Origin of the sequence: Halalkalibacterium halodurans, from assembly GCF_005671335.1 — a bacterium.
GTDB lineage: Bacteria > Bacillota > Bacilli > Bacillales > Bacillaceae_D > Halalkalibacterium > Halalkalibacterium halodurans.
In genome coordinates this window covers 4,281,528-4,296,374 of record NZ_CP040441.1, presented here as the reverse complement: position 1 = coordinate 4,296,374, position 14,847 = coordinate 4,281,528, and the positions used below count along the sequence as shown (strand labels likewise).

Genomic DNA, 14,847 nt, shown 5'->3' with positions numbered 1-14,847 from the left:
CTGCCTCAATCGGTAGATTTTTGAGGCAGCTTCGCATCATGATTATACCTACGTTCATCATTCGTCTATATATCTGTAACCTTAAGAATTCTAATGAGACTTATCATTATTAAAAGGGCAGGCACAATATAGGCGTACCACGGAACAGGATTTATAGATGAAAGTCCATTAGCAAGCTCTCTTATTATTATATTAACCAACAAAGTGATTTGTAGAAGTATCGAACCGGAAATAAGCAATATCATATTATTTCTCATAAATTCACATCCTACTTTTAATTAGGACGAGACTTACTCGTCATCTGGGAAAGAACTCCGTCTAGTTGACCACTTACTCTTCTTGGTAATTAGGCGGTGACGTATTTAGAGCTTTTTATCCCCCCATTCTAAGATTGAATTGTTCATTTAAATCCACGTTCGTTTTTCACAGTAAATTCAAGAAAAGCAACATCAATGGTCGAAATACATTCCTTAATCAATTATATCCTAAGGCACTCGCTCTACCAAGGATTGTAAATCCGGTTGCTAGAAAAGAGTCCTCTATGGTATGGTTATTATATCCATAAACATCAGTGTTTGTAAGTGCAAGCAAGCACGATATTCCTTACACCTAATGAGAGAGGATTGGTAACATGCTAGGAATAAACGTAAAAAAGGATGAAACGAATCTAGTCATTCAGTGGCAGTTGAGCACCACCACGAAGTGAATGAAGACGAGACTTATGGTGGAGAAAATCCAGCTGCTGTTAGAATCGGCACGCCTTATGGTACAACCGATCGAATCATGATTAAAACGAAAAAACAAGACTACCTTTTGTTTACGACAAATAAAGCAAAAATCTTAAAAGAAATTCACAGTTGATTTAGTAGTTGGCTGATCCTTTTCCTATACATTGCACGCATTCCAATGACGGAAGCTTCAATTCTTGCCCATATGAATGAGCAAGAGCGCTATGCATGTGTCCACGACTTGGAATGCGTTGAAGTGACATCGTCTGTCGGTCCGGACGGTGCTTACCGAACGAAAGTCGAGCGCTATGATGTTGACACAAGTGTAGCTTGGTACGGTCTTTTTTCCATTGGATTGATGGATATGATAGGAGATGATGGTACGAAAAAGACGATCACTTCGGTAAACATCGGAGGTTATTGGATTGATTTATAGCATTTTTGAAAAATGGCTTCCCAGATATGGTCTGGGAGGCTTTTACTTTTATGCAGAAGAGCACATCTTTTGAATGTGACTTAATATAATGATAGTATAATAATATGTAACAAGCTTAAAAGGGGGGATGGCGATGGAATATGTAGAACCGTTTCGCGATGTGGATCAGATTCAGGCGATAAAACGGTCGCTCAAAAAGAAGTCACCACGGGATTATCTCCTCTTTACAATTGGTATCAACACAGGTCTGCGAATATCTCAGTTACTGGCGTTAAAAATAAAGGACGTATATGACGGACAGAAGCCGAAAGATTATTTACAGCTAGAATCTGGAGAAATTGTATATTTGAATGACCAAGTGAAAAAAGCGCTCCAGTTTTATGCCCATTTTATCGAATTTCAGGAACAACATTGTTTGTTTGCCTCCACCAACCCGGATCAGCCGATGACGCGACAGCACGCATACCGCATCATTAAACAAGCCGCGCTCCAGGTTGGCTTAACAGATCAGATCGGCACCCACACGTTGAGAAAGACGTTCGGATACCATGCCTATCGCCAAGGAGTCGCCCTATCGTTGCTGCAACAGAGGTTCAACCACCAAACCCCAGCACAAACGTTGCGCTACATCGGCATTGCAAAAAATGAACAAACCATCCCGCGGATTAATGTCAATTTATAAAGAGAGAGGAGGAACCTTATGGACTTTCACACAGATACGATTATCCTTCTGGCAGGGCTCTTGTTCATTGTCGGTGTCATCACAGCTAAGTTCTCCACTCGATTAGGTGTGCCCGCTCTCGTCTTGTTTATTCTCGTCGGTATGCTTGTTGGCAGCGACGGGCTAGGCCTCATTCATTTTGATTTTAGTCAAGCACATTTTGCCCAACTCATCGGGATCTTCGCCCTTGTCATCATTTTGTTTGAAGGAGGGTTACAGACGAAATGGAAAACGGTCCAATCGGTAGCGGTGCCATCGCTCTCCCTTGCCACGTTCGGTGTTTTGATCACTTCCACATTGGTGGCGGTTGCGGCGAAGTACGTCCTTGGCGTAAGCTGGCTTGAGGCGTATTTATTCGGGGCGATTGTTGGGTCAACCGATGCGGCAGCGGTTTTTGCTGTATTAAAGGAACAAAACATTAAAGACCGTCTCGCCGCCACATTAGAGGCAGAGTCAGGGACGAACGATCCAATGGCCGTCTTTTTAACCCTCTCCCTTATTGAATTGATTACGATCGGTTCCATGAACCCGCTCCACTTATTCGGCTCCTTCCTATGGCAAATGGGGGCAGGGCTCATTCTTGGATTCGGACTTGGCAAGCTAGGGTCTTACTCGATTAATAAAATTAACCTTGATTCCAGTGGACTTTATCCTGTGTTTGCTCTTGCGTTTGCCTTGCTCACGTACAGTGTGACCGCGATGATTGGAGCGAGTGGGCTGCTCGCGGTTTACGTAGCGGCTCTTGTGATCGGCAACCAAGACTTGACGTATCGACATTCGATTTTCCGCTTTAACGAAGGGTTTGCGTGGATGATGCAAATGCTCATGTTCATCATTCTCGGACTCCTTGTTTTTCCGAATCAACTGTTTGAAGCATCCATCTTTATTAAAGGTATCCTTCTTTCCCTCATTTTAATGCTTGTGGCTCGGCCGGTTGCCGTGTTCCTCACAACCATTAAGATGAGGTTCGATTGGAAAGAAAAGCTCTTTCTGTCTTGGGCTGGCTTGCGTGGTGCGGTTCCAATTGTATTAGCGACCTTTCCGATGACAGCAGGCCTCGAAAACAGTCCGTTGTTTTTCAATGTCGTGTTTTTCGTCGTCCTCACCTCAGCCCTTATCCAAGGTTCTACTATCGCCCATTTTGCCAATAAACTGCAGCTAACGGGGCCACAAAAAACGACCCCTTTGCATTCCCTTGAGCTTGTGTCGATCGGGAAGGCGAACGCGGAAATTGTGGAGCTTGAGATGAAACAGGATACTCCCGTAATCGGAAAAACATTAGAGGAAATCAACTTGCCGAAGGATGTGCTCGTCAATGCGATTATTCGCGACGAACAGCTCATTACGCCATATGGTAAAACGACGATCCAAGCGGATGATATTTTATATGTCCTCGTATCAAAGAAAAAGAAAAGGCAGCTAAAGGAATTGTTCCAAGCGAAGGAAAGCTAACCGCATTGCCTAGGCGATGCGGTTTTTCCCATTAAGATGGTATCTTAGCAATCTCTCACTTAATATTCAAATGTTTATTTGATTATATGATTGACATTCTGGCAACTTTTGCATATACTAATAGTCAAACGATCATTTGAATAAGGGGTGAACGCGATGACGAAACAACCAAAACAAGTGGATGAACTCGATACATGTGATGTTTTTTTATACGACAAAGAGAAGGTACAGCTCGTGTCAGAAGCGATGAAAGGAGAAAATTTCGCCAAGGTTGCCGACATGTTTAAGGCGCTTGCTGATGAGACACGTGTGAAGATTGCCTACGCTCTCTTGCAGCAAGAGGAGCTTTGCGTTTGTGATGTCGCTCATATTATTGGCGCGACAACGGCAACAGCATCGCACCATTTGCGGCATTTACGTAACCTCGGGATCGCGAAACGGCGGAAGGAAGGCAAGCTTGTCTTTTATTCTTTAGATGATGATCACGTTCGCACCATTTTAAGCATGGCTGTTGTCCATGGGAAAGAAGGGAAAGGGAATGGCTGACCAAGCGACCGTTGAAGTGAAGAAAACAACCTACCGCGTTCAAGGGTTTTCTTGCGCTAATTGTGCCAATACATTTGAGAAAAATGTAAAGGATTTACATGGGGTCGTCGAAGCCCAAGTGAACTTCGGGGCCTCAAAGCTTACTGTTTACGGTGATGCCACAGTGGAAGACTTGGAACGTGCAGGGGCGTTTGAACATTTAAAGGTTCGTCCTGAAAACGAAAAGGCGATAGAGACGAAGGAGCCGTTTTGGAAAGCATACGGCCACGTGATCGTTTCTGCCCTCTTGTTGCTAGTAGGTGTGGTCTCGTATTTTATGAATGGAGAAGGGCATCTGTGGACTGTCTCTTTATTTGCCTCATCGATTGTTATTGGCGGGTACTCATTATTTAAGGCAGGTTTCTATAACCTCATACGGCTTCGCTTTAACATGAAGACGTTAATGACGGTGGCTGTTATTGGGGCGGCGCTAATTGGCGAATGGCTGGAGGGGGCTGTCGTTGTGATCCTTTTCGCAATTAGTGAAGCGTTAGAGCGATTTTCTATGGATCGGGCGCGCCAATCCATCCGCTCCCTTGTCGATATGGCGCCGAAAGAAGCGCTGGTTCGCCGTAACGGGGAAGAGCTGGTGATTCCGGTGGAAGCGATCGAAGTAGGGGACATCATGCTCATTAAACCAGGGCAAAAGCTTGCCATGGATGGCATTGTTCGCTCTGGTCGCTCCTCGATGAACGAGGCGGCGATTACAGGAGAATCCGTACCTGTGGAAAAAATGGTCGGAGACGATGTGTTTGCAGGGACGTTAAACGAAGAAGGCTTTTTAGAGGTAGAGGTTACGAAACGGGTCGAGGATACAACGCTTGCGAAAATCATCCACTTAGTGGAGGAGGCGCAAGGAGAGCGCGCTCCATCACAAGCGTTTGTCGATACGTTTGCAAAATATTACACACCGGCGATTATGGTGATTGCTGCTCTCGTGGCGACAGTACCGCCCCTTTTCTTTGCCGCGAGCTGGGAAACGTGGATTTACCAAGGGCTAGCCGTGCTCGTCGTCGGCTGCCCGTGCGCTCTCGTCATTTCTACCCCTGTGTCGATTGTGACGGCCATTGGGAATGCAGCGCGTCACGGCATTCTCGTGAAGGGTGGTATCTACTTAGAAGAGGCGGCAAGACTGCGTGCCGTTGCCTTCGATAAAACCGGGACATTAACAAAAGGGAAACCTGCTGTCACCGATTATCAAGTATACGATGCTGACACGGATGGACGTGAGCTGTTAGCAGCTGTTGCCGCTTTAGAATACCGCTCGCAGCACCCTCTTGCAGCGGCGGTCATGAAAAAAGCAGACGACGAACAGCTTTCTTATACAGACATGGAGGTTTCCGAGTTTTCTTCAATTACAGGAAAAGGGATTGCCGGCACAGTGAATGGAATCGCTATTAACGTTGGAAAGCCTGCCTTGTTTGGCGAGTTGCCTCCAGCTATTGAAGCGGATGTAGCTCGCTTGCAAGCAGCTGGTAAAACGGTCATGCTTATCGGAGCGGAGCAAAAGGTTCTCGCCTTACTCGCTGTCGCTGATGAAGTGAGAGAGGTGAGCCGTACGGCTGTGGAGCGTCTTCATGCGCTTGGCATTACGAAGACGGTCATGCTCACAGGAGATAACCGCATGACGGCACGCGCCATTGGAAAGCAAGTCGGTGTAGCGGAAGTAGAGGCAGAGCTTTTACCTGAAGATAAGCTCGGCTTTGTGAAGGGCTTGAAGGAGGAGCACGGCCGTGTGGCCATGATTGGGGACGGAGTGAACGATGCACCCGCGCTAGCCGCCTCTTCTGTCGGTGTGGCGATGGGAGGAGCGGGCACCGATACAGCCCTTGAAACAGCCGATGTGGCTTTAATGGGAGACGACTTACGGAAGCTACCGTTTTTAATCCGCCTTAGCCGAAAAGCATTGCTAATAATAAAAGAAAATATTGCTTTTTCTCTCGGAATAAAACTCGTCGCCTTGCTCCTAGTTGCGCCGGGCTGGCTCACATTATGGATCGCCATCTTAGCCGACATGGGAGCGACACTGCTCGTCACACTAAACGGATTACGACTGTTGCGAATGAAGGACGAATAAGTCTGAAATAAACCAATGATGTAACAACTAAAGTAAAAGAGTATGACAAATAAGCCATCCAGAGATGACTGTTTAGCAAATTATGGTATATCAAACAAAACTTAAGTTACTGTTTCCATAATTCGAAAGCCTTGGGATTTTGCCAACGAGATTGCTTGTTCAATCGTAATTTCGCGATTTACTGGAAGAACATCGGCTTTCTGATACAGATCTGGGTTATAAGATTCTTTTTTCTTCAAAATATGGTAAATTGCTGTTAACAACATTCGCGCTATAGCGATAATGGCACGTTTGTGTCCGCGACGTTTTTTAAGTCTTAAATAGCGGTTTCGGACTTCGGGATGCTTATCGCTTTTGACTACAGCCGTAGCACACTGTACCAAAAGGGGCTTGATATAAACCCCTGCTCTCGAAACCCTTACGGATTTTTTCTTGTCAGCACTTTCGTTATTCGTTGGTGTTAGCCCTGCCCAGGAACATAAATGCTTAGCTGTCGGGAACACGTCCATATTGACACCTATTTCCGAAACCACTGCAATGGCGGAGAAGATGTTTTTAAAGGGCGGAACAGTTAAGATCAAGTTAATTTCTTCTGTGTAGGGCTCGGCAAGAGAAAGGATCAGCTGTTCAAGATCTGCTTTACGAGCTTGAAGATCATCATAATGTTGTTTAATCACAGCTATTTTCCCTGCTTGCTCAGGTGAAATAACACCATCAATGGCAAGTTCTAACTCGGGAATCTTGTCCTTCATCGAACCGTGTATAAGGGGTTCGATATCAAAATCTGTATCTGTTGGGTCTTCCAGCAGTTTTTCAATAATATTCATGGAACTCTTTCCAAAGGTATCCGACACGGTATTACCAAGCTGGATGTTCGATACCGTTAGGCTGTTTTGAAATCGATTCTTTTCACTGGACGTAAAGTTGGTCAATTTAAAACGATAACGCATCAGGTCACGAAGTTGCCGAATAGCTAGGGGAGGCATAAAGCTTCCAGCTACAAGATCATGTTTAAATAAATCAGCAATCCATTTGGCATCTTTTTTGTCCGTCTTTTTACCCCGAATGGCTTTGACGTATTTGGGATGAGCCAGAGTGATGTTGCAGGAATCTTCAAGAACATTGAACACGGGAATCCAGTATTTCCCGGTAGATTCCATACAGACATCTTTACAGTTGTTTTCACAAAGCCATTGTGACAGCTCTTTCAGCCCTTTGGTATAGGTAGAAAAGCGATGGCGTTTGTAAGTAGTCACTCCTTTGTTGGTTGAAGCAATACAGGCCACAACAAAGGTTTTGTGGACGTCAATTCCACAACAGACGGGATAGACAATTTTTAAACCCATAGGGAGAACTCCTTTCCAAGATATATAGGGATAGACAGCATTGACTGATTACCTAGCTATAAACGAGTTGTTTATACAAAGATAAGTCTGCGTGCTCGAAGTCACACTTATTTGTGCTTGGAAAGGTAATCTACACATATAATCATGCGGTCACTCCATAACTGGAGCAGCCCACTCACCTCCACGTGATTTGTAGTGTACTGGTATCCCTATAAGTCTAGAATAATAAAAAAATCGCTCAGCACAAGTTTATTTCATGCCGTTTTGTGCCTTGAGCGAAGCGAAAGGAATGGGCATAATCATGAAGGAAAGGAAGGGGCGACTATGTTTCGCTCCTTCTTTCATTTACGATGGTGCCCACCATTTGCCTTTTTTACTAGAAAAATAAACGAAGTAATGAATAGCGAGAAAGTAGGGAAAATGAGGTTCCAAGAGGTGAACTGGAATGGAGACTCTGAATAGAAAAGTTGATGCTTAGTGAATTCATAAAGAGCGTTCAACACGAGTGTCACCACAGGTGCTATACGTACTTTCTTCGTAACAATCGCGGCCAATACGCCCACTGAAATCACAACAAATGGAACGATATAAAGCTGTAAAAGATATGGATCAATAAACGTCAGTATTTTCATAGAACCTCCCTTATCAAACATCATGAAGTAAAGCTCGGCTCACCAAGTAATAGAAGAGATCATAAAAAACAGCCCAAAGGTCATTGGTGTATGACCGTGGGCTGCTTGCACTCGTTGTTAGCCATTGTGACTAATGTCGTCGGTCTGTTTGGCGGTCCCTTGTTTTTCTGCTTTCATTTGCTTTAAGAAGCGATGAGTCTCAGCGACTACGACACCTGAGAGGCCGAGGAGGCCAATTAAGTTCGGCACCGCCATTAAGCCGTTCATGATATCGGCGACGCCCCAGACGAGGTCTAAGCTTGCCCCTGCACCTAACGCGACGGCCAATACGAATACGACGCGGTAAACCAAGATCGCCGTTTGTGATTTAAACAAGTAATAGATACAGCGATCTCCGTAGTACGACCAGCCTAAAATCGTCGAGTAGGCAAAGAAAATTAAACCGATCGCGACAATGACGGCCCCTGCAGGCCCTAGGAAATGTTCAAATGTTGTTGACGTGAGTGCCGCTCCATTTTCCCCGTTCATGTACAGGTTCCCCATCACAAGGGCAATTCCAGTAATCGAACAAATCACAATCGTATCAATGAAAACCTGGGTCATTGACACGAGCGCTTGACGCCCTGGGTAGTCTGTCTTCGCCGCTGCAGCAGCGATAGGCGCAGAACCGAGACCGGCTTCGTTCGAGAATACCCCGCGCGCCACCCCGTACTGAATGACTACACCGATTGCCCCACCAGCCATTGCCTGTCCTGTAAAGGCATCGGAAAAGATTAAGCCGACAGCGCTTGGCACTAACGAAAGATTCCCTAAAATGATAACAAGTCCTGCCCCGACATAAAATAGCGCCATAACCGGGACGATAAACGACACGGTACGACCGATCCCACGGATGCCTCCGAGGATGACCAAACCTGTAAGAATCGCAAGAATGATTCCAGTAATCCATGGACTAATGTTCCAGTTCGATTCAATGACGGCGGCGACGGAGTTCGATTGAACCATGTTCCCGATCCCAAACGCAGCAACCGCTGCAAAGACAGCGAATACGATCCCGAGCCAGCGCATACCTAAGCCTTTTTCCAAATAATACATTGGCCCACCAGCCATTTGGCCTCTCTTGTCTTTGTCACGGTATTTGACCGCTAGAATCGCCTCGGCGTATTTTGTCGCCATTCCGAATAGAGCCGATAGCCACATCCAAAAGACGGCCCCTGGCCCCCCAAGAACGACAGCCGTTGCGACCCCTGCGATGTTCCCTGTCCCAACCGTTGCAGCCAAGGCCGTCATTAACGATTGAAAGTGGGAAATGTCTCCCTCTGATTTCTTATCTTGCTTACGGCTAAACGCCAGCTTTAACGCATACGGCAAAGTAGAAAATTGTAAAAACGAAAGACGAAAAGTTAAATAAATCCCAGTACCTACTAGCAGGATGAGAAGCGGTGGCCCCCAAACGAAACTACTAATGCTTCCGATGATTTCATTAAGCTTTTCTCCCATTTGTCTCCCTCCCCCAAGGAAAATAGTAATAGAAGTAATATTCAAATAATAACATCAATTCTCCTCTAAAACATTATACAAATTTTTTTCAAAGGCAAGAATAGCAATCTTTTGGTAATAGATGCAATGGTTCTGGTAGATAATCTAACAACATTTGAGCGATTTTTGTTATAGAGATCAGTATTTTAGAAAAAAATGTACAGATAGCTTTAGACATTCATTAGCGACTATTTTCTTTCATACATATGGGGCAAGAAGACGATCCTATTAACAGCATTTGGAATGAGGTGGCCGATTCGAATGTCGAGTCGATGGATGGATCATCGGGAAGGGGCTTTCGCCTCCTTTTTTGCCCTTACCTTTAATTTTTGAAGCAATTACGCTAAAATAGACAAGGATATGGGAAATTCTAAAAAAGTCCCGCACCTAGTAGCAGCTAGATGGAAGTGGTGTCATGTACATCCTTCTGAAAAGACCTCTTGCTTGCTCGGTTGTAGAGAGGTGAAAGTGTGTATCAGACAAGACCATTAACAGAGGGAGCGGTTTTTGCCTCCCTATTTGCCGTTTTATTTGTCATTACGTTTTTCGTACCATTTATCGCATTTATTACGATGTGGTTTTTACCGATTCCTTTTCTCTTGTACACGCTACGCCATGGGCTAAAGCCGGCGGTAATCGTATTACTTGTGGCTAGCGTTGTCGTTATGCTCATCCTAGGACCGCTGTTATTGCTCCTAGCCTTGCTTTTTGGCACGAGTGGCGTTGTTATGGGGGAGCTCTATCGTCGGGGGAAAAGTCCATTTGCCGTTTTGCTCGGCGGGAGCTTGACCAACATTGCGTGGGTGCTTCTCTTATTTGTCAGTAGCATCGTCATTTTGGATGTAAATCCTCTCGTAGCGGCACAAGAGACGATGCGTCAGTCGATGCAAACAGCGGAACAGCTTATCATTGGTTTAGGACAGGAGCCATCTGAAGCGTTAAAACAAATGGAAGAAAGCATTAACCAGCTCTTTTATCTTGGGCCAGCAATGGTGGTCATTTGTGGCACATTGCTCGCAGCTGTCACACAATTGGTGGCTGCGCCGATTTTAAAAAGGTTACGCCATGAAGTGAAGCCTTTACCTCCATTTCGGACGTGGTCGTTTCCTAGGTCATTCCTGTTTTACTATTTAGCTGTGGTCGTGTTATTTATGATCGGATTTGAAGAAGGTAGCATGCCGTACATAGCCGTATGGAACCTACTCCCGGTTTTAGAGATCATCATGGCGATCCAAGGCTTTGCTGTTATTTTTGCCTATTTCCACACTAAAGGGGTGGCGAAGGCCGTTCCGGTCATTATTATGATCCTTTGCATTATTGTGACACCGTTGCTTTATCTTGTGCGAATTATCGGGATTATCGACTTAGGCTTCGATCTTCGTAAACGAATGGGGAGCCAAGGAAAGTAGGAGTTGACATTATGCCAAAGTTTTTATTGAAGAGGTGGCATGGCTATCACGTGATCGCTCTTTTGGCTGTCGCGCTTGTCTTTTTAATCGCCCTTTCGTTTTATCAGTGGCAGCTGGGCGTCATCGGTGTGTTACTGTTACTCGTGATAGCAATCTTCTCCTTGCGGGCACGTATCTCCTTTGAACGTGACTTGGAGCAATACATTTCCACCCTTTCCTACCGGGTTCATAAAGCAGGGGAAGAAGCGGTTACACAGCTTCCGGTCGGAATGATTTTGTACAATGATCAGCTTCGCGTGCAGTGGGTAAACCCCTATGCGGCTGAGCACTTACCGAAGGCTGAAATCGATGCATCTCTCGAGGAGTTGTCTCCAGAGCTTGTTCGTGCTCTTGAAGAGGGGACGGACGAGCAAAAAATCGTCATCGAAGAAAAGACATATGATTGTACGTTTAAGCCAAATGAGCGGCTCATCTATTTTTTTGATATAACAGAAAGTGAAAGGATGCACCAGCAGTTTGAGGAGAGTCAACCGGTTCTCACCTTTATCTATCTTGATAACTATGATGAAGTGACTCAAGGGATGGAGGATCAGGTCCGCAGTCGCTTGATGAGCCAAGTCACTTCCTCGTTAAATCAATGGGCGAATGAACATGATTTGTTTTTGCGGCGAACAGCAGCTGATCGCTTTATTGCGGTGATGAGCTACGGGTCACTTTTAGCGATCGAGAAAACAAAGTTCGGAATTCTAGATGAAATTCGTGAAACGACGGGAAAAGAAAAAATTCCATTAACGCTCAGCATCGGCGTCGGTTACGGAGATTTATCGTTGCGCGAGCTTGGTCAGCTTGCCCAATCGAGCTTAGATTTGGCGCTCGGACGCGGTGGTGACCAAGTGGCGATCAAGCAAAAGACAGGAAAGGTTCGATTTTATGGTGGAAAATCGAACGCGATGGAAAAGCGTACCCGCGTACGGGCAAGAGTCATCTCCCACGCTTTGCGTGATTTTGTCCTTGAAAGTGATCGCGTCATTGTGATGGGCCATAAAAATCCGGACATGGATGCAGTCGGTGCAGCGATCGGAATTTTGAAGATCGCCGAGGTCAATGATCGGGAAGCGTTTGTCGTGCTAGATCCGAACGATGTGAATCCGGACGTGTCGAAGCTGATGGAGGAAGTGGAGAAAAACGAGCAATTATGGGATAAATTTATTACCCCTGAAGAGTCTTTAGAACTGATGACAGAAGAGACGCTCCTTGTCGTGGTGGATACGCATAAACCGTCCATGGTCATTGAACCGAGGCTACTCAATTACGTTGAGCGTGTTGTCGTATTGGACCACCATCGCCGGGGCGAAGAGTTTATTGAGGACCCTGTTCTTGTCTACATGGAGCCTTATGCCTCGTCCACGGCAGAACTCGTGACGGAATTACTTGAATATCAACCGAAAAAGCTGAAAATGGACATTTTGGAATCGACTGCGTTGCTCGCTGGAATGATCGTCGACACGAAGAGCTTTGCCATTCGCACCGGCGCGAGAACGTTCGATGCAGCCTCGTTTCTCCGCTCTCACGGGGCGGATACGGTGCTCGTCCAAAAGCTGTTAAAGGAAGATTTGAATCATTACGTGAAGCGTGCGAAACTAGTAGAAACGGCGAAGCTTTATCGCGACGGTATGGCAATCGCAACAGCAAGGGAAGAGGAGGCTGTCAGCCAACTGCTTATCGCTCAAGCAGCCGATACGTTGTTAACGATGAAAGGGGTTGTCGCCTCATTCGTTATTTCGAGGCGGCATGATGGTGTCGTTAGTATATCGGCCCGTTCCCTCGGCGATGTGAATGTCCAGTTAATCATGGAATCGTTAGATGGGGGTGGCCATTTGACGAATGCAGCGACCCAATTTGAAGATGCCACGTTGAAGGAAGCGGAAGCGAAATTAAAAGAAGCAATCGATCAATATCTTGAAGGGGGAAGCTAAGATGAAAGTCATTTTCCAGCAGGATGTAAAAGGCAAAGGGAAAAAGGGAGAAGTAAAAAACGTTTCTGAAGGCTATGCGCGCAACTACTTAATTCCAAATGGCCTTGCTGTTGAAGCGACAAGCGCCAATATGAAAAATTTGAACGCGAAGAAAAAGAGCGAGGAAAAGAAAAAAGAAGAAGAGCTTCAAGAAGCAAAAGCATATCAAACGGAATTAGAGGCGCTCACCCTTGAGCTAAAGGCCAAAGCAGGTGAAGGTGGACGGTTATTCGGAGCTATTTCAACAAAGCAAATTGCAGAAGCGTTAAGCCGTGAAGGGAAAAAGGTCGATAAGCGAAAAATTTTACTCAATGACCCAATTCGTTCTCTTGGTTATACAAACGTGCCGATAAAAATTCATCCTGAAGTAACGGCTACTGTCAAAGTACACGTCGTTGAAGAATAGAGTGAACGGCTGAAACTCCTTACGTTGTCTCGGAAAAAACTGGGCCTGTGTAAGGAGTTTCTTATGACGTACAATAGAAAGACATGCGTCTTGTGATCGAAGGGAGGAACATGGGATGAGCGATCTGTTTGCTGATCGGACCCCACCGCAAAACATAGAAGCCGAGCAGGCTGTCCTTGGGGCGATTTTTTTAGAGGACCATGCACTTGTGACCGCTTCGGAGCGGCTCGCACCTGAGGACTTTTACCGTGCAGCCCATCAACGAATCTATCAAGTGATGCTAGACTTAGCGGAAAAAGGCGAGCCAGTGGATTTAGTGACCGTTACCGCTGAACTGCAAGACCGGAAAGCCCTTGACGATGTGGGCGGTGTTGCGTACTTAGGGGATCTCGCGAACGCCGTGCCGACAGCGGCGAATGTGGAGTACTATAGCAAAATAGTCGAGGAAAAGTCGCTGCTGCGCCGTCTTATCCGTGTGGCCACGAACATTGCCCAAGAAGGCTATGCCAGTGAAGAGGAAGTCGATGCGATCTTAGATGACGCAGAGAAGACGATTCTCGATGTGGCACAACGGAAAAATTCGAGCGCCTTTATTTCGATTAAAGACGTCCTTGTCGAGACATATGACAAAATCGAAATGCTGCAAAACCAAAAAGGGGAAATTACCGGGATTCCGACTGGATTTAAAGATTTGGATCGGATGACGGCAGGGTTCCAGCGAAACGACTTAATCATTGTCGCTGCACGTCCGTCGGTCGGAAAAACAGCCTTCGCCCTAAACATTTCGCAGAATGTGGCGACGAAAACCGACGAAAATGTAGCGATCTTTAGCCTCGAGATGGGAGCCAGTCAGCTCGTGCAGCGGATGCTCTGCGCTGAAGGAAACATTGACGCTCAGCGAATGCGGACAGGAGCCCTAACGGAAGAAGATTGGCAAAAGCTGACGATGGCGATGGGGAGCCTTGCCCGTGCCGGTATTTACATCGACGATACGCCGGGGATTAAAGTGAACGAAATTCGCGCCAAATGCCGCCGGCTGAAGCAGGAAAAAGGGCTTGGCATGATCTTGATCGATTACTTGCAGCTGATCCAAGGGAACGGACGCTCAGGCGAAAACCGTCAGCAGGAAGTCTCGGAAATTTCCCGTTCCTTAAAAGGCCTTGCCCGTGAACTGGAAGTACCGGTCATCGCATTGTCTCAGCTTTCCCGCGGAGTAGAATCTCGCCAAGATAAACGGCCAATGATGTCTGACATTCGTGAGTCAGGATCGATCGAGCAGGATGCCGACATTGTCGCCTTTTTATACCGTGATGATTACTACGATAAAGAAACAGAAAATCAGAACATCATTGAAATTATTATCGCCAAGCAGCGGAACGGCCCTGTTGGTACAGTAGAGCTAGCCTTTATCAAGGAATACAATAAATTTGTTAACTTGGATCGGCACCATGATGAACGGGACATGCCGCCAGCAAGCTAACCTAGAACGGGTTAGCTTTTT

At 46.0% G+C, this 14,847-nt stretch carries 12 protein-coding genes and 1 pseudogene; 10 read left to right on the top strand and 3 right to left on the bottom strand.

Going from position 1 to position 14,847, the window contains the following annotated elements:
- Positions 1 to 631 precede the first annotated feature (631 nt).
- The 6 genes and pseudogenes from FED51_RS20870 to FED51_RS20845 all read left to right on the top strand — a co-directional run bounded on the left by FED51_RS20870 (position 632) and on the right by FED51_RS20845 (position 5,999).
- A pseudogene (locus FED51_RS20870) lies at positions 632 to 861 on the top strand (SunI/YnzG family protein).
- A gap of 45 nt (positions 862 to 906) precedes the next feature.
- The gene (locus FED51_RS20865; protein WP_053432364.1) at positions 907 to 1,164 is read left to right on the top strand and encodes a hypothetical protein; all 258 of its coding nucleotides are present in this window, start codon (positions 907 to 909) and stop codon (positions 1,162 to 1,164) included.
- A gap of 133 nt (positions 1,165 to 1,297) precedes the next feature.
- On the top strand, positions 1,298 to 1,846 hold the full coding sequence (locus FED51_RS20860) for a tyrosine-type recombinase/integrase (RefSeq protein WP_053432365.1): 549 nt from the start codon (positions 1,298 to 1,300) through the stop codon (positions 1,844 to 1,846).
- Between the two features lie 18 nt (positions 1,847 to 1,864).
- Positions 1,865 to 3,337, top strand: a complete 1,473-nt coding sequence (locus tag FED51_RS20855) for a potassium/proton antiporter (RefSeq protein WP_053432366.1) — start codon at positions 1,865 to 1,867, stop codon at positions 3,335 to 3,337.
- A 156-nt stretch (positions 3,338 to 3,493) separates the two neighbouring features.
- Complete coding sequence (locus FED51_RS20850) at positions 3,494 to 3,883, top strand: ArsR/SmtB family transcription factor (protein WP_053432367.1); 390 nt, start codon at positions 3,494 to 3,496, stop codon at positions 3,881 to 3,883.
- Positions 3,876 to 5,999, top strand: a complete 2,124-nt coding sequence (locus tag FED51_RS20845) for a heavy metal translocating P-type ATPase (RefSeq protein WP_053432368.1) — start codon at positions 3,876 to 3,878, stop codon at positions 5,997 to 5,999. Before FED51_RS20850 ends, FED51_RS20845 begins: the two co-directional genes overlap by 8 nt.
- Before the next feature lie 101 nt (positions 6,000 to 6,100).
- Here the strand turns inward: FED51_RS20845 and FED51_RS20840 are convergent, their stop codons facing one another.
- The 3 genes from FED51_RS20840 to FED51_RS20830 all read right to left on the bottom strand — a co-directional run bounded on the left by FED51_RS20840 (position 6,101) and on the right by FED51_RS20830 (position 9,477).
- A complete protein-coding gene (locus tag FED51_RS20840; protein ID WP_053432116.1) occupies positions 6,101 to 7,345 on the bottom strand; it encodes an IS110 family RNA-guided transposase in 1,245 nt (414 codons plus the stop codon).
- Between the two features lie 341 nt (positions 7,346 to 7,686).
- Positions 7,687 to 7,977, bottom strand: coding sequence for a DUF2651 family protein (locus tag FED51_RS20835; protein ID WP_010900158.1), 291 nt, complete (start codon positions 7,975 to 7,977; stop codon positions 7,687 to 7,689).
- A gap of 117 nt (positions 7,978 to 8,094) precedes the next feature.
- Positions 8,095 to 9,477 (bottom strand): alanine/glycine:cation symporter family protein, encoded by a 1,383-nt coding sequence (locus tag FED51_RS20830; protein ID WP_010900157.1) that lies wholly within the window; start codon positions 9,475 to 9,477, stop codon positions 8,095 to 8,097.
- A 509-nt stretch (positions 9,478 to 9,986) separates the two neighbouring features.
- Here FED51_RS20830 and FED51_RS20825 point away from each other — a divergent pair.
- From FED51_RS20825 to dnaB, 4 genes are all read left to right on the top strand, one after another.
- Positions 9,987 to 10,925, top strand: coding sequence for a YybS family protein (locus FED51_RS20825; protein ID WP_053432369.1), 939 nt, complete (start codon positions 9,987 to 9,989; stop codon positions 10,923 to 10,925).
- A gap of 11 nt (positions 10,926 to 10,936) precedes the next feature.
- A complete protein-coding gene (locus tag FED51_RS20820) occupies positions 10,937 to 12,901 on the top strand; it encodes a DHH family phosphoesterase (RefSeq protein WP_053432370.1) in 1,965 nt (654 codons plus the stop codon).
- Between the two features lies 1 nt (position 12,902).
- Positions 12,903 to 13,346: a 50S ribosomal protein L9 gene (rplI, locus tag FED51_RS20815; protein WP_053432371.1), complete on the top strand. Its 444-nt coding sequence runs from the start codon at positions 12,903 to 12,905 to the stop codon at positions 13,344 to 13,346.
- A 115-nt stretch (positions 13,347 to 13,461) separates the two neighbouring features.
- Positions 13,462 to 14,826, top strand: a complete 1,365-nt coding sequence (gene dnaB / locus FED51_RS20810; RefSeq protein ID WP_010900153.1) for a replicative DNA helicase — start codon at positions 13,462 to 13,464, stop codon at positions 14,824 to 14,826.
- Positions 14,827 to 14,847 lie beyond the last annotated feature (21 nt).